This window comes from Nonomuraea sp. GTA35, assembly GCF_041950525.1.
In the GTDB taxonomy this organism is placed as follows: domain Bacteria; phylum Actinomycetota; class Actinomycetes; order Streptosporangiales; family Streptosporangiaceae; genus Nonomuraea.
In genome coordinates this window covers 262,665-277,605 of the sequence record NZ_JBGNUV010000015.1, presented here as the reverse complement: position 1 = coordinate 277,605, position 14,941 = coordinate 262,665, and the positions used below count along the sequence as shown (strand labels likewise).

Here is a 14,941-nt window from a genome sequence, read left to right as displayed (position 1 = left end):
GGAACTGATCATCGCATCAGTGCTGAGCCTGCTCCTGTTGTGCGGCTGCGCCATCGACAAGGGCACCGCCCTCGCCGCGGACTTCAACGAAGCCTGGGCCGGAACGCCGGACGTGACGAAGATCCACACGACCGAGAACAACACGCTCCCCTTCGCCGGCATGGCGACCGGCACTCTCGTCCTCAAGGACGGCACGCCTGCCGACCGCGTCACCGGGCTGGCGAACGATCTCAGGCGGTACGTCGCCGAGCACCGCACCACCACCGGCCGGATCACGGCGGGCTCCCTCACCTTCACCGTCGTCGCGGACCAGGAACGCGCCGACGAGGTCCTGGCACTCTGGCGGTCGCTCACGGCTGACGACCGGATGCTGACCGGCGACATCAGCGACGCGTCCACGAAGGAGGCCACCCGCTGGCGGATCGAGCTCACCGCGGCCGCCGACGCGTTGGCGCTGTTCAAGGACGTGGTCGCCGACGGCGAGCAGCACCGGCCCCTGTCGGACGTGATGTCCCTGAGGATCCGCGCGGGCCTCGGCGCACGACCCGGGGTCGCCGTCGAGACCGACTTCAACGGCACCCTCCCCAGCGAGGCGATCGCCGCATACGAGGCGGTGGCCGCCCGGTACACCGTCGTCCGAGCCTTCCTGACACCCGATCGTGCGAGCATCGTGGTCGCGAAGGACGCCGAACAGGCCCGCGCCCACGAGCTGGCCAAGGCGGCGGCACCCGGCCTCGGCGCCGACGTCAAGGTCACCAGCGACAGCGGCCCCTGAGGCCCGCAGGTGATTCGGCGGGCCGCCGCTTCACCGCGCCAGGGCTGCGAAGCTGAGCGTCATTGATCCAGGTCGCCCGGGCCAGGAGGTGTCAGCGGCTGCGACAAGTGGACGAGGCGACGGCGCGTCAGGATCCGTTCGACAGCGACCCGATGATTACCTGGAGCGACAGGACAATCACGGTACGACGAGCGAGGAAGCCCGGCGATGAGCATCGGAGAGCTGTGCATCGGCGCTGTCATCCCCCGCACCGGCAGGTTGTCCCGGCTGGGTGATCCCCTGTCCTTCGTCCTGGATCTCCTGGCACCGGCCGTGACCCACGTCGTCAACGACGGCCGGCGACACGACCTCCGCCTGGCCGGCCGGGACAGCCGCTCCGACCCGGCCGTGGCCCGCCGGGCGGTGCACGAGCTCGTCGAGCACGAGCGGGCGCAGATCGTGCTCACCCTGGGCGGCACCCAGGTGCTGCCCGCGGTCGCCGACACCTGCGAACGGGTCCCTTGGACTGGACCAGCGGGCCGACCCCAAACGTGGCCCTGATCCCCCTGGTGGGCGGGCAGTGGCGGCCGGGCGGGAGGCATCCGGCCGAGCTGGCGGTCGTGACGAACGCCCGCCTGCCCGAGATACGCCCCGACGCCGACCTCGCCTTCGCCCGCTGATGTCGGGATCCTGCGACCAGCCTCACCGTGGGGCGAGGCCCGGACCGGTGCCGCTCAGCACGTCAGCGCCACGCTCACCTTTCGCATGGGCGCGAGCGTGGGAGGCGGTACTTGGAGCTCGCTGTGAACGAGGCTGCGACCTGCGCTCCCATACCCCCGGAGAGCGCTTTCTCTTATCCTTGCACAATGGAACTAGCGGAGATCCGCACCTATCCCATCAAGTCAGTCAAAGGCATCTCCCGCTCCTCCGCCCGGATCCTCCCCTGGGGTCTGGAAGGCGACCGCCGCTGGGCCGTGGTGGACCCGCTGGGAGAGCTGATCTGGGTGGGCGAACACCCCCGGCTCCTCTCGGTCTCGGCCGCCGAAACCCCCGAAGGCGACCTCCTCCTGTCAGCGAGGGGCATGGGCGAGCTCAGGGTCCCCCCGGCCACCGGCGACACGATCCCCGTGGGTTTCTCCAACTTCGGCCGAGCCGTCCTCGCCCACGCCGACGCCCATGAATGGTTCACCCGCCTGCTCGGCAAGCCGGCCCGCCTCGTCTGGCAGGACGACCCGCGACGCCGCACCGTCACCGAGGAGACCGGCGGCCTCCCCGGCGAGGTCGCCACCTTCGCCTGGGACGCCGCACTCCACCTGGTCTCCCGGAGCTCGCTGAGACGCCTCGACGACTGGATCGCCGAAGGCGCCATGGAACGCCAGGAACTCCCCCCGCAGCCCCTCGACATCGCCCGCTTCCGGCCCAACTTCATCATCGACGGCGAGGAACCCTTCGCGGAGGACACCTGGACGTCGGTCCGCATCGGCGAGATCGACTTCCGCGTCTCGGAGTTGTGCGACCGCTGCGCCACCACCACCTGGGACCCGGCCACCCAGGACCGCGGCAAGGAGCCCCTGAGAACCCTGGCCAAACACCGCCGATGGAACGGAGCGTCCTGGTTCGGCATCCGCCTGGTTCCCGAGAACCTCGGCGAGCTGAAGGTCGGTGACGAGGTGCGGTGCGCTGTTTCACTGCCTGAGGGGTCCGATGCCGGCGAGGACCGCCTGGAGCACCCGGTCGATGTAGGCGTGCGTCAGCGGCTCATGGGTGATCAGCAGCCTGTAGTACAGCGGTCCTGACAGGATCTCGAAGGCCAGGTCCAGGTCGACATCGGGGGCGAGCCGCCCCTGCTCCTCGGCGGCCTTGAGACGGGCCAGGGTGTCGGCCGCCTGCGGACGGATGAAGCGTTCGTTGAGTGCGGCGGCGACCTCGGGATCGTGCTGCGCCTCGCCGATCAGGTCCGGGTACAGCGGCCCCCATGGCGGCCGGCTCAGCAGGTCGCAGGCCCGCCTCATCACCTGGCGCAGGTCAGCCACGACGTCGCCGGTGTCGGGATGCTCCAGGGCTTGGGTGCGCGAGCCGAGCACCGCGTCGAGGAACAACAGGCCCTTGGAGGGCCATCGGCGGTAGATGGTGTCCTTGCCGACGCCGGCCCGGGCGGCGACCGCCTCGATGGTGAGCTTGGCGTACCCGGTCTCCAGCGCCAGGTCGAGCGCGACCTGCATGATCGTTTCGGTCCGGTCGTCGGAGCGGCGGCGGGCGTTCATGACATCACCATATCCAGACGGAACGTCCCGTTTGACAACGAGGCACAGGCCCCTCGCACGCCGGGGCGGCCGGTCGCCGCCGAGTTCGGCCGGCGGCCTGGCCCGGGACGGGGGAAAACCACTTGCCTCGTGGTGGTGAGCTCGGGGAACGTGGTGTTCATGATGCTGTGACGGACTGCACCCTCTGTTTCGAGCTGCCTCGGCGCCTGTGCTCGAGCCGTGATGCCGCACGCCCATGATCCTGTTTCAGCGAAGAGAGCGTCCTTGTCTCAGCAACCCTCCCGGCCGTCCAAGGTCACCGTGTTCGCCTCCCCCACGAGCTGGATCGAGTCCGATGCCGTCGCGCAGTGCCACCAGGTGGCCGCCCTCGACGGCATGATGCACGTCGCCGCCATGCCTGACCTGCACCCCGGCAAGGGCGCCCCCATCGGCGCCGCCATGGCGTCGAGCGTCCTGTACCCGTTCCTGGTGGGCTCCGACATCGGTTGCGGCATCGCCGTGTTCCCCGTGAGGCTCAGGCGCGCCGTGCCGGAGAAGCTCGCCGCCCGGTTCCCCGACCTCGACCGGGCGCTGGACCCCGAGCAGGATGCCGACGATCCCGCCTGGGCCGTGCTGAAGGACGAGATTCCCGCAGGTCACGTCGAAGGCCTCGGGACAGTCGGCCGGGGCAACCACTTCGTCGAGCTGGCCCGGATCGGGACCGTCTTCGAGCCGGGCCACGCGAGCCGGCTCGGGCTCGACACCGGCGACCTGGTGCTCATCGTCCACAGCGGCTCCCGGGGGCTGGGCGAGCGGATCCTGCGGGCGCACACCGAGGTCCACGGCGCGGGCCCCGCCCCCGATCCCGATGCCTACCTGGCGATGCACGACGACGCCGTCCGCTGGGGGTCGCTCAACCGGCGGCTGCTGGCCGCCCGGGTCGCCCACGCCCTGGGGTTCGAGCCCGCCGAGCCCATCGTGGACGAGTGCCACAACTCCGTGGAGCTCCGCGACGGGGTCTACCTGCACCGCAAGGGCGCGGCGCCGGGTGACGGCCGCGACGTGCTCATCGCCGGTACGCGTGGCACCCCGTCCTACCTGGTGGCAGGCCACGCGGGGCCGGAGGCCGGCCATTCGGTGGCGCACGGCGCGGGACGCAAGATGTCGCGTGCGGACGCGCTGCGCCGGGGGCGGGCCAAGCACACGGTCGAGGAGCTGCGCCGCACCCCGGTGGGGTCGCTGGTGGTGTGCGGCGACCGGCAGCTGCTCTTCGAGGAGGCGCCGACGGCGTACAAGCGCATCGAGCAGGTGATCGCCGACCTCGTCGACCATGGCCTGGCCACGCCCGTGGCGACCACGATCCCGCTGGTCACCTACAAGACGCCCGATCTGGGGGCCTCGCCTCGTCGCCGCCGCAAGCGGGGGCAGCCGTGAGCGTCCATCCGCTCCTACCGGCAGGGCGCCGCCGAGACGTGCCACCGCGTCAGACGCGCCTCCACAGGGCGGCCACGTTCGGGGGCTCCCAACCGGTGAGCGCCGTGTGCGCCTGCGTGCATTCGTAGGTCAGCCCGTTGTACGTCACCCTGTCTCCCACGCGGTAGGCCGTGCCCGCACGCCAGGTGCCACCGGGCTGGGTGACGGTCGGCGTCGGGGTGGGGGTCGGCGTGGCGGTCGGAGTGGGGGTGGGGGTCGGGGTTGTCGGGTTGCCGCCGCCGAAGTCCACGTCGGAGCAGGTGTAGAACGCCTCGTTGCTGCCGACCACGCGCTGCCAGATCGAGTAGAGGATGTGGCGGCCGGAGCGCTGCGGGAGGTTGATGGTCCAGTTGGTGAACGTCGTCGGGTTCTGGCCGTTGAACGTCTTGATGTGGACCAGGTCGGACCACTTGAGGGGCATGGTCGGGTTCCAGCCCTCGCGCGTGATGTAGAACTCGAAGTTGCTGTTGGCGTGCGGGGCGGTCGCGTGGTAGGTGAGCGTGAAGCTGCCGGGGCTCACCTTGGTCGCGGGCCAGTCGGCGCGCTGCAGGTCGAGCCCGCGGTACTTCTCCCGCCCGGCACTGCAGAGCTTGCCGTCGGGGATGAGCTCGCGGTGCCGTCCGCCCGCCTCCAGGAGGGAGACCTCGTTCCAGTCGTAGTAGGCCTGCGTGCCGCCGGCTGCGACGGCGGCCTTGCAGGCGGCGGACTTCGGCGCCTCGGGGCCCTCGTTCTTGCAGACGTAGACCCGGCTGGGCGGGTTGGACATGGTGCCGTGGGCGTGGGCCGCGGACGCGGGCAGCAGGGCCAGCAGTCCGGAGGCCGCCATCGTGGCGGCGATCGTGCTCTTGCGCATCTCGCACTCCTGGGGGTGAGAGGAGTTCGTACGGGCCAGGGCAGAATTAAAAAGTAAACTTTCCTAAGATTTAGCTGTTTCGGACGGCTTCCGCAAGCGGTTCGGGACAGAAGGTCCAGCCATCCGCGTCGCCGGCGGGACAGGCCGGCCCGCGCCGCGCCCACTGCGGCGCTCAGGTGAGGCCGACGGTCTGCCGCTCGGGCTCGATGACGGCGACGACGCGCTCCTCTTCCCGGGGGTACGGCTCGCCGATGTACTTCGTCGAGATCCGGTCGACGACTTCCCAGGCGGCGTCGCCTTCGAGCCATTCGACGACGCGCCCGCGGACGATGACGGGCTGGAACGGGTTGTCGACGGCCGTCAAGGAGAGCGCCACCCGCGGATCCCGCCGGAGGTTGCGGGCCTTGCGCGAGTGCGGGCCGGTGAGGAAGACGATGTGGTCGCCGCGGGTGGCGATCCAGAGGGGGACGGAGTGCGGCGAGCCGTCCGGCAGGACGGTGGCGAGGTGGGCCAGCGAGGTGCTGTCGAGGGCGCGGCGTACGTCGGGGTCGAGCTTCATCTTCTTCTCCTGGGTGGGTGGGGGGGTTGCGGGGGATCAGCGCTGGACCTCGTAGTGGAGAGGGCCTTTCGGAGTTCCCCGAGGAGACTCCATGACCGTAACATCTGGAGTTCCCTCAGGGAACCCCAATTGCTAGACTGCTCGCATGCAACGCACGAACTTCGGGGAGATGGCCTGCTCCATCGCGCGCACCCTCGACGTGATCGGTGAGCCCTGGTCGCCCCTGATCCTGCGTGACGTGTGGGTCGGCATGAGCCGCTTCGACCAGCTCCAGGCCGATCTCGGGATCTCCCGCAAGGTGCTGACCGAGCGCCTCAACCACCTCGTCGACCATGGCGTGCTCGAGCGCCGCCCCTACGACAACCGGCCCCGCTACGAGTACCACCTGACGGCCAAGGGCACCGAGCTCGTCGACCTGCTCATGGTCATGGCCGGCTGGGGAGACAGATGGCTCGCGGGCGAGGCCGGGCCGCCGGTGCTCTACCGCCATCACGCGTGCGGCGAGGTCAGCCAGGTCGACCTGCGCTGCGCCCACTGCGGCGAGCCGATGCACGCCGGCGACATCGACGCGCTGGAAGGGCCGGGCGCGGCCGTCTGACCGCGGCGTCGAGAAGGGGACGCAGGCGTTCTGTCGTTCGCTGTTGCTATAGATGACGCCATCATCTGATCTTCACGGAAGCAGGATGTTCGATGGCATCAGTGACGTTTCGCGACGAGAGCGCGACCGGCCGGGCGCTGGCGGAGTTCTCCCTGCCCGGCCTCCCCCAGCGGATCTCGGCCCGGGAGCTGGTACGGCTGCGCGTACGCGAGGAGGTGGCCCGGCACAACGCCTCCCCCGGCCACCACTTCCGCGGTCTCGTCAAGCCCACCGACTCCGAGGCCGAGCTGAACGGCTACCGCCTACGCACCGCACGCAGGCTGGACTGGGAGAAGCAGGCCGACGCCGCCGAGGCCGCGTTCGCCCGCAACGGCTTCCTGCTGCTGGTCGGCGACCGGCAGATCGAGGACCTCGACGTTCAGATCGACCTGGCCGCCGACCCCGTCGTCTCGTTCGTCAAGCTCGTCCCGCTGGTCGGAGGCTGACGTGAGCGTTCTTGACGGCGTCCTGTCCCCTCTCGCGCAACGCCTGCTCCACCTGATCACCGGCACCACGAACGATCCCACCCACTGGCCCGCAGCCTCCCGTCTGAGCGTCGGCCTCGTGGGCGTGGGCTTCGGAGCGCCCATCGCCACGGTCGGAGCCCGGTACGCGATCGACGAGCACGCCAGGCGGCGGTTGGTCGAGCCGGCCCGTGAGCTGGTCGCATTCCTGCTGGAGGAGAGCAGAAGGCACGCGTACCGCCGCCTCCCCGTGCTGGTGGCGGCGGGGCTGGCGGGCATGGACGCCGACGTGCGCGCCGCGCTCGCCGAGGGCTGCGGCCCGATCGCGGTCTCCGAGATGGACGTGCTGCTCAGCTGGGACGTGGAGCTCCGGGCGCTGTTCCATGAGGCGGAACGTTTCCCCGAACTGGTGTCCAGCCTGCCCGAATGGCTCGGCGGGCTGCCCGGTTATCCGGACTTCGCCCGTACGGCTCTGGAGGCGGCGCGGGCCCGCGTCGCGGCGATCCACGCGGGCGAGATCCCGTACAAGGCGGAGAAGGCGTTCGACGACGGCGAGAAGCGCGCACTCGGCCGGGCCGTGCGGCTGGCGCTCCACCGCGACGAGCCCTGGCTGCCCGAACTGCTCGACGAGCTGGTACGCGGCATCGCGGTCGCCCCCACCCAGGCCAAGACGCTGCCCTCGCAGGCACTGCTGTTCGAGATCGCCCGCGCGGCGGAGGAGTGTCCGACGCCCGAGGCGATCTCCGCGCTGCGCACCGCCCGCCGCATCACCCGGCACGGCGGGGTGCCCATGCAGCTCGACCGCAAGTTCAAGCGCATGGAGCCGGCCCTGGCCGAGCGGCTGGAGGTGGCGTTCAGGATCCCCGACGGGCGGGTACGGCAGGCGGTCGGCGAGCACACGGCGGTGATCTCGACCGACGGCGGGGTCGAGCTCTCGTGGTGGCACGGGGACAAGAAGCTGAAGTCGGTCCCGGCGGCGGTCAGGCGAGAGCACCCCGACGAGGTCAAGCGGCTGCGCGAGCTGGCCAAGCTGACCCAGCAGCAGCAAGCGACCCTCGGCAGGGCGCTGGAGGCCGGGTACACCGCCGAGACGGCCGCGCCGTACCGGCAGCTGGAGGGCCATCCGGTCACGGAGCGGCTGATCTGGGAGTTCGAGGTCTCCCCCGGCGTGTGGCGCGCCGAGCTGGGGCTGAACGTGCCGGACTTGCCGGTGCGGCTGTGGCATCCGGCCCGCGCGCCGGTGGAGGAAGTACGCGGCTGGCGGGAGGTGGTGCAGGACAAGGAGCTGCGCCAGCCGTTCAAGCAGGCCTTCCGCGAGATCTACCTGCTCACCCCCGCCGAGGAGGCGGCCGGGTACTGGTCCAGCCGGTTCGAGGGGCACGTGGTGCACTATCGCCGGCTTCGCGCGCTGTTCAAGGACCGCGGCTGGCAGTCCCGGTTCCAGGGACACTGGGAGGAGGACAGCAACGCGCACCGGGTCATGGCGGGCGGACGATGGCGAGCGACGCTGGAGCACCACCTGTGCGACGAGCACCACGCCGAGATCGGCCGGGCCTGCTTCCAGCGGATGAGCGACGACGGCTGGCGTGACGCGCCGCTGGCGGAGGTGCCGGCGCTGGTGTTCAGCGAGGCCATGCGCGACATCGACCTGTTCGTGGCCGTCGCCTCGATCACGATCGATCCCCAGTGGACCGGCCAGGGGCCTGACCGGCTGCGGGACTACTGGCGGACCGGCTCGTTCGCGGCGCTGCCGCCGTCCGCCGAGGTGCGCCGCGACGCGCTGTCCCGGCTGATCGGCCGCACGTCCATCGCCGGCCGTTGCACCCTCACCGACCGTTACCTGGTGGTACGGGGCGACCTGCGCACCTACAAGATCCACCTGGGGTCGGCGAACATCCTGATGGAGCCCAACGACGCCTACCTGTGCATCGTGTCAGCACCCGGCCCGCACCCCGGGCTGTTCCTGCCCTTCGAGGAGGACGGCCGGTTGGCGCTCATTCTCAGCAAGGCGTTCCTGCTGGCGAACGACACCGCCATCACCGATCCCTCCATCACCCGCCAGCTCCGGACAGCGGTTCCGGCGGCGGAAGGAAGGCCTTAAGGGTTCGGTAGGCCAGCTCCGCGAAGCTACCAGCACATCGAAGAGCCGCTGCAGTCGGCAAGACGTTCTCGACGGGCGTGCAGGCGGCGCGCGGCCTCGGCAAAGAGCTTTCCAAGGCTGCATCCACCGCCTCTGACCAGGGACGCGGGCGGGTAGAGAGCCGGCGTACGTACCATCACGAGGGCCTGTCCGGTATGAACGCCGTCTTGCGAGGTATCCGCCGGCGCGCCGAGCAGACGCCGCCGTCGCGGGAGCGGTTCATCGACCTGCTCCGGGCGATCTCCATCGTCGCCGTGGTCCTCGGGCACTGGCTGGTGGCGACGGTCGGCTACGACCAGGACGGCGAGCTGGACGGCCGGTCGGCGCTGCCGGAGCTGCCCTGGGCGCATCCCCTCACCTGGCTGGTGCAGGTGATGCCGGTGTTCTTCCTCGTCGGCGGGTACGCCAACGCGGCGTCCCTGGCCGCCGAACGCCGCCGCGGCGGGAACGCGACCGGGTGGCTGCTCAACCGGAGCGGCCGGTTGCTGCGCCCGACCACCGCCCTGGTGCTGACCACGGCCGGTGGCGCGCTGGTCGCCCGGGTGGTGTTCGGCGCCGATCCCGCGCGGGTTCGCCTGGTGGCCTGGTTCGCCTCGATCCCGCTGTGGTTCCTCGTCGCGTACCTGGCCGTGGTCGTGCTGACCCCGGTGATGTACGCCCTGCACCGCCGCTACGGCCCGGCGGTGCCGGTGGTGCTGGTCTGCCTCGTCGCCGCGGGGGACGTGGCCCGCCTGCTGGGCGAGCCGCTCTGGGGCTACGGCAACTACCTGTTCGGCTGGCTGGCCGTCCATCAGATGGGGTTCGCCTGGCGGGACGGCCTGCTGCCGGCCCGGGCCCGCGTCGTGCTGCCGCTGCTGTGCGGCGGGGCCGGCGCCGTGCTGGTGCTCACCCTCGCCGGGCCCTACCCGGTCAGCATGATCAACGTGCCCGGGGAGCGGCTGCACAACATGTCGCCGCCGAGCCTGGCCCTGCTGGGGGTGGCCGCCGCCCAGGTCGGGGTAGCGCTGCTGCTGCGTGACCGGGGCGAGCGATGGTTGCGGAGCTCGCGCGCGTGGCTCGCGGTGGTCGCCGTCAACTCGGTGATCCTGACGATCTTCCTCTGGCACATCAGTGCCGCGATCCTGCTCACGGCCGCGATGCATGTCGCGGGCGTGCTGCCCACTCCCGGCGTCGGCTCGGCGGCCTGGTTCGCCTGGCGGCTCCCGCTGCTGATCATGCTCAGCCTCGTTCTGCTGTCGCTGGTCGCGATCGTGGGACCGATCGAGATCCGCAGCCCCGACCGGGTCACGCGCCCGGCGACGGGGCTGCTGCCGGGCGTGGCGGGGTGCGTCGCCGTCGTCGCGGGGCTGCTCGGCAACAGCGTGCTGCCCAGTACGAGCCCGACCCTGTTCGGCTGGCCGACGCCGGCACTGATCGCCTATCTCGCCGGCGCGGCGACCCTGCGCCTCCTCCGGCGCACGAACAGCCGCTGAGACCACTCCGTCTCGAAATCTAATCTCGCCATCTTTAGTTTCTGAGATAGCGATAGATGGTCGCCCGGGAGACATCGAAACGGGCGGCTATCTCCTCCGCGCCGTGGCCTTCCGCGTGCAGGGAGCGGGCCTGCGCGATCTGCTCCCCGGTGAGGGCGGCGCGCCGTCCGCCGTTGCGTCCCCGGGCTCGCCCGCGGGCCCGGGGTGCGGCCGGTTCGCCCAGCAGGGCCCTGGCGCCGTCCAGGATCAGGTCGCGCAGCCGGTCGGCCGGCTCGTCGCGGAACAGCACCACCGGATCGGCCAGCCCGGCCACCACCTGCGAGGCCCGCACCCGCTGCGCCAGCCCGCCCCCAGGACCTGCGACCAGGTCGTTGGCCAGCGCGATCGCGGCACGGAAGCGGTCGGCGACGGGGGCCTGTACCAGCAGCGTCATGTCCTTGACCAGCATGGTGAGCGTGTGCCGGTGCCGCAGGTGCACGTCCACGTACCCCTCGATCGCCCGCCACCGCACCTCCTGCGCGCCGCCGCAGGACTCGGCCTGGGCCAGCACCGACTCCAGCTCGTCCAGGAGCGGGAACGTGAGCTGGTGGAGGATCTCCTCCTTGGAGTCGAAGTGGTAGTAGAGGGCGGCCTTGGTGATGCCGACCTCGTCGGCGATCGCCTGCATCGAGGTGGCGCGGTAGCCGCGGGCGGCGAACAGGGCGCGCGCCGCCTCCAGGATCCGCTCGGATGTCATGGACCTCACTTACCCACGGTCGGCTTCTTCGCCAGAGTGCTTACCGCTGGTCAGTCTATTGCCACACGGGGATGGACTGTGTGCGAACCACGGTGTCCTTCACCGCTGGCGGCGTCCGGTGCGCGGGCTACCTCTACCTGCCGGCCGGTTCTGGCACGGTGCCGTGCGTGGTGCTCGGCCACGGCTTCAGCGGGGCCATGGACCGGCTCTTCGACCACGCCGAGCACTTCGCCGCCGAAGGCTTCGCGGCCCTGGTCTTCGACTACCGCGGCTTCGGCGAGAGCGCCGGCGAGCCGCGCCGGCTTCCCGACATCGACGGCCAGCTCGCGAACATCCGCGCCGCCGTGGTTTTCGCGCGCGGGCACGAGCGGGTCGAACCCGGCAGGGTGCTGCTGTGGGGCAACTCGCTGGGCGGCGCGCACGCCATCACCGTGGCCGCCGCTGATCCCCGCATCGCCGCCGTGGTGGCGCAGATCCCGTTCAACGGGTTCCCGAAGAAGGCCGAGGGACGGGCGACCGGTGAGACGCTGCGGCTGCTGGGCGCGATCGTCCGGGACGCGCTGCGGGGCAGGCTGGGCCTGAGCCCGTACTACATCCCCATGGTGGGGCGGCCGGGAGACGCCGCTGGAGACCACCCGCGTGCTGGCCGACCGCGCGCCACGCGGCGAACTGCGCGCCTACCCCGGAACCCACTTCACCTTCTACACCGACCCCGCGCTCCGGGAACGCGTGGTCGCCGACCAGATCGGCTTCTACCGCCGGGCCTGCGCGACGGTGTGACGCCCGGCTGCGGCGCGGGGTGGCTCACCCGAGCGGGAGAGGCCGCGACCGGGCCGGCTCCCGTGCTGACGCGTGCGGTGGCGCGTCAGCGGCCGCGTCAGGACGGTGACGGTCCGGTGTCAGCGGGGTCGGTGATCGTAGACGACATGAACGACGCAGCGCCTGCCCGTTCAACCGGAAACTCTCCAAGGAGCACACCCGTCATGTCGATCACCCTCTCCGACCAGGACCAGCTCACCCTCCGCATCGCCGCCTGGGGCGCGGTCTCGCTGATGTCGGCCGCCGGCGCCGCCGGCTCGGCCCACAAGGCCGCCACCAACGGCTCCATCGCCCTGACCTCGGCCACCGGCCTGGTCGGCCACATCCTGGCCAAGGCCCCCAAGGGCGTGAAGTACGGCAAGACCGTGGCCGAGCTCGCCGACCAGGTGCTGCCCGCCCTGACCGCCTCCATCACCCTGCTCAAGCAGCACGCCCCCGACGAGGCCGACAACTTCCGCCGCACCGTCACCGTCGCCATCGACGCCGCCGTCCAGTCCCAGGCCGGCGAGCCCAGCCCGACCATGACGGACATGGCCCGCAAGATCACCGAAGCCCTCGACGCCGCCTGACCACCTCCTCCTCCAGACCCCGTGACACCTCGCAAGGGAGCCCCTCACATGTCCACCACCCACGACCGCTCCGAGCTGCAGCGGATCCTCCAGGAAATGATCGACTCCGGTTTCGTCGGCGTGACCCTGCGCGTCAACGACGAACACGGCGAATGGACCGCCACCGCCGGAACGGCCGAGCTCGGCGGCACCCAGCCGCCGCCGATCGACGGGCACGTGCGGATCGGCAGCAACACCAAGACCTTCACCGCCACCGCGGTGCTGCAACTGGTGGCCGAGGGCAGGATCGCCCTGGACGCGCCGGTGGCCGACTACCTGCCGGAGTTCGGGCTGGACCCGCGGATCACGGTGCGGATGCTGCTGCAGCACACCAGCGGCCTGTTCAACCACACCGGCGAGTACTACGAGGACGGCACCTTCGCACCCGGCATCCCGGCCACCACGGCGGGCCGGGAATGGGTGGACCACCGCCTCCACACCTACCAGCCCGAAGACCTGGTGCGGCTGGCACTGTCGAAGCCGGCGCGGTTCGAGCCCGGCACCGACTGGAGCTACGCCAACACCAACTACGTGCTGGCCCGGCTGCTCATCGAGCGCGTCACCGGCCGCCCGGTCGCCGAGGAGATGCAGCGACTCATCATCGACCCGCTCGGCCTGACCGGCACCCTCCAGCCCACCACCGAGACCGGCATCCCCGCCCCGCACCCGCACGCCTACTACCGCTACGAGACCGACGGCCAAGAGATCGTCCTGGACGTCACCGAGCACAACCCGTCCTGGATCTCCAGCGGCGGCGACATGATCTCCACCAGCCGCGACCTGCACACCTTCATCACCGCCCTGCTGGCCGGCAAGCTGCTGCCCGCCGACCTGCTGGCCGAGATGTGCACCCCCGAAGCCAAGGCCGGCTACGGGCTGGGCGTGTTCATCCAGCCCGCCCCCGGCGGCGGCACCCTGATCACCCACAACGGCGGCATGGCCGGCCACGCCGCCCTCATGTACGCCACCCCCGACGGCAGCACGACCCTGACCGCCACACTCAACTACATCGACGACGCCACCCTGTCCATGGGCGCCGCCTTCCAGCAGGCCAACCAGCAGCTCATCCAGGCAGTGTTCGGCCAGGCTCAGTAGACCATGGCCAAGGTGCTCAGTTGCCCACGCCGAGGTCGGACATGAACGCGGACGGGTACCGGTCCCCGCGGGCCGCGCCCGCCGGCACGGCCTTCTCGATCTCGGCCAGGTCGTCCGCGGTGAGGTTCAGGTCCATCGCGGGCAGCGCCTCGGCCAGCCGCTCGCGGGTGCGGGCACCGGCCAGCGGCACGATGTCCTCGCCCTGCGCGGCCACCCAGGCGATGGCGAGCTGGGCGACGGTGCAGCCCTTCGCCTCGGCGACCCGGCGCAGCGCGTCCACGAGGGCGAGGTTGTGTTCCACGTTCCCGCCCGAGAACCGCGGGCTGAGGCCGCGCAGGTCGCCGGGGCCCGCGGTGTGGCCGGCGGTCCAGTGGCCGGAGATGAGGCCGCGGCCGAGGACGCCGTAAGCGGTCAGGCCGATGCCGAGCTCCCGCAGCGTGGGCAGGATGTCCGCCTCCACCGCCCGGGAGAGCAGCGAGTACTCGATCTGCAGGTCGGCGATCGGGTGCACGGCGTGCGCCCGGCGGATCGTCGCCGCATCGACCTCGGAGAGCCCGATGTGCCGCACGTATCCGGCGTCGACCATCTCCTTGATCGCGCCCACCGTCTCCTCGATCGGGACCGCCCGGTCCAGGCGGGCGGGACGGTAGATGTCGAGGTGGTCGGTGCCCAGCCGGGTCAGCGAGTAGGCCAGGAAGTTCTTCACCGCCTCGGGCCGGCCGTCCTGCCCGCCGGACTCGAAGCCCGGCCCCCGTAGCTGGCCGAACTTGACGCTCAGCTGGTAACTGTCCCGGTCCCGGCCGCGCAGCGCCTCGGCGAGCAGCAGCTCGTTGTGGCCCATGGCGTAGAAGTCGCCGGTGTCGATCAGCGTGACGCCGGCCTCCAGCGCGGCGTGCACGGTGGCGATGCTCTCGGCGCGGTCGGTCGCGCCGTACGCACCCGACATGCCCATCGCGCCCAGGCCCAGCGCGGAGACGGCCGGTCCGGTGCGGCCCAGGGTTCGTGTCTGCATGGCGTTCTCCCTCGATGTCGTCGCCTATGTCGCCCCTCACTCTGGGCCGCGCGCCGAGGCGGGCGGAAGCGGAGCG

At 71.2% G+C, this 14,941-nt stretch carries 16 protein-coding genes; 11 read left to right on the top strand and 5 right to left on the bottom strand.

The genetic code is table 11. The features are described 5' to 3' along the window. Positions 1–19: 19 nt before the first annotated feature. From ACBJ32_RS47270 to ACBJ32_RS47255, 4 genes are all read left to right on the top strand, one after another. Positions 20–775 carry a hypothetical protein gene (locus ACBJ32_RS47270; RefSeq protein ID WP_375132440.1) on the top strand — a complete coding sequence of 252 codons (756 nt, stop codon included), beginning with the start codon at positions 20–22 and terminating at the stop codon, positions 773–775. Between the two features lie 207 nt (positions 776–982). Beyond that, a complete protein-coding gene (locus tag ACBJ32_RS47265; RefSeq protein ID WP_375132439.1) occupies positions 983–1,315 on the top strand; it encodes a hypothetical protein in 333 nt (110 codons plus the stop codon). Further along, positions 1,306–1,434 carry a hypothetical protein gene (locus tag ACBJ32_RS47260; RefSeq protein ID WP_375132438.1) on the top strand — a complete coding sequence of 43 codons (129 nt, stop codon included), beginning with the start codon at positions 1,306–1,308 and terminating at the stop codon, positions 1,432–1,434. Before ACBJ32_RS47265 ends, ACBJ32_RS47260 begins: the two co-directional genes overlap by 10 nt. A 186-nt stretch (positions 1,435–1,620) precedes the next feature. Further along, positions 1,621–2,550: an MOSC domain-containing protein gene (locus ACBJ32_RS47255; protein WP_375132437.1), complete on the top strand. Its 930-nt coding sequence runs from the start codon at positions 1,621–1,623 to the stop codon at positions 2,548–2,550. Here the strand turns inward: ACBJ32_RS47255 and ACBJ32_RS47250 are convergent. Then, positions 2,440–3,018, bottom strand: coding sequence for a TetR/AcrR family transcriptional regulator (locus ACBJ32_RS47250; protein WP_375132436.1), 579 nt, complete (start codon positions 3,016–3,018; stop codon positions 2,440–2,442). The genes ACBJ32_RS47255 and ACBJ32_RS47250 overlap by 111 nt on opposite strands. Positions 3,019–3,282: 264 nt before the next feature. On the opposite strand from ACBJ32_RS47250, the gene ACBJ32_RS47245 reads away from it, so the two are divergent. Further along, entirely contained in the window at positions 3,283–4,431 is a 1,149-nt protein-coding gene (locus ACBJ32_RS47245) for an RNA ligase RtcB family protein (protein ID WP_375132435.1), read from the top strand. 49 nt (positions 4,432–4,480) lie between these two features. Here ACBJ32_RS47245 and ACBJ32_RS47240 read toward each other — a convergent pair whose 3' ends face one another. Together ACBJ32_RS47240 and ACBJ32_RS47235 are read right to left on the bottom strand one after the other, a co-directional pair. After that, the gene (locus tag ACBJ32_RS47240; RefSeq protein ID WP_375132434.1) at positions 4,481–5,323 is read right to left on the bottom strand and encodes a lytic polysaccharide monooxygenase; all 843 of its coding nucleotides are present in this window, start codon (positions 5,321–5,323) and stop codon (positions 4,481–4,483) included. A 172-nt stretch (positions 5,324–5,495) separates the two neighbouring features. Continuing rightward, complete coding sequence (locus ACBJ32_RS47235; protein ID WP_375132433.1) at positions 5,496–5,882, bottom strand: PPOX class F420-dependent oxidoreductase; 387 nt, start codon at positions 5,880–5,882, stop codon at positions 5,496–5,498. Positions 5,883–6,027: 145 nt separating this feature from the next. Between ACBJ32_RS47235 and ACBJ32_RS47230 the strand changes: the two genes are divergently transcribed. The 4 genes from ACBJ32_RS47230 (at position 6,028) to ACBJ32_RS47215 (ending at position 10,595) form a co-directional block, all read left to right on the top strand. Further along, positions 6,028–6,480: a helix-turn-helix domain-containing protein gene (locus ACBJ32_RS47230; RefSeq protein ID WP_357886192.1), complete on the top strand. Its 453-nt coding sequence runs from the start codon at positions 6,028–6,030 to the stop codon at positions 6,478–6,480. 92 nt (positions 6,481–6,572) lie between these two features. Beyond that, positions 6,573–6,965 carry a hypothetical protein gene (locus tag ACBJ32_RS47225; RefSeq protein ID WP_375132432.1) on the top strand — a complete coding sequence of 131 codons (393 nt, stop codon included), beginning with the start codon at positions 6,573–6,575 and terminating at the stop codon, positions 6,963–6,965. A gap of 1 nt (position 6,966) precedes the next feature. Beyond that, complete coding sequence (locus ACBJ32_RS47220; RefSeq protein WP_375132431.1) at positions 6,967–9,084, top strand: DUF4132 domain-containing protein; 2,118 nt, start codon at positions 6,967–6,969, stop codon at positions 9,082–9,084. 206 nt (positions 9,085–9,290) lie between these two features. Beyond that, positions 9,291–10,595, top strand: a complete 1,305-nt coding sequence (locus ACBJ32_RS47215) for an acyltransferase (protein ID WP_375132430.1) — start codon at positions 9,291–9,293, stop codon at positions 10,593–10,595. Between the two features lie 34 nt (positions 10,596–10,629). On the opposite strand, the gene ACBJ32_RS47210 is transcribed toward ACBJ32_RS47215, so the two are convergent. Then, the gene (locus ACBJ32_RS47210) at positions 10,630–11,331 is read right to left on the bottom strand and encodes a TetR family transcriptional regulator (RefSeq protein ID WP_375132429.1); all 702 of its coding nucleotides are present in this window, start codon (positions 11,329–11,331) and stop codon (positions 10,630–10,632) included. An 80-nt stretch (positions 11,332–11,411) separates the two neighbouring features. Here ACBJ32_RS47210 and ACBJ32_RS47205 point away from each other — a divergent pair, with 80 nt between their 5' ends. After that, entirely contained in the window at positions 11,412–12,719 is a 1,308-nt protein-coding gene (locus tag ACBJ32_RS47205) for an alpha/beta hydrolase (protein WP_375132428.1), read from the top strand. Between the two features lie 48 nt (positions 12,720–12,767). Further along, the gene (locus ACBJ32_RS47200; RefSeq protein ID WP_375132427.1) at positions 12,768–13,853 is read left to right on the top strand and encodes a serine hydrolase domain-containing protein; all 1,086 of its coding nucleotides are present in this window, start codon (positions 12,768–12,770) and stop codon (positions 13,851–13,853) included. 16 nt (positions 13,854–13,869) lie between these two features. Here ACBJ32_RS47200 and ACBJ32_RS47195 read toward each other — a convergent pair whose 3' ends face one another. Beyond that, complete coding sequence (locus tag ACBJ32_RS47195; RefSeq protein WP_375132426.1) at positions 13,870–14,865, bottom strand: aldo/keto reductase; 996 nt, start codon at positions 14,863–14,865, stop codon at positions 13,870–13,872. Positions 14,866–14,941: the final 76 nt, after the last annotated feature.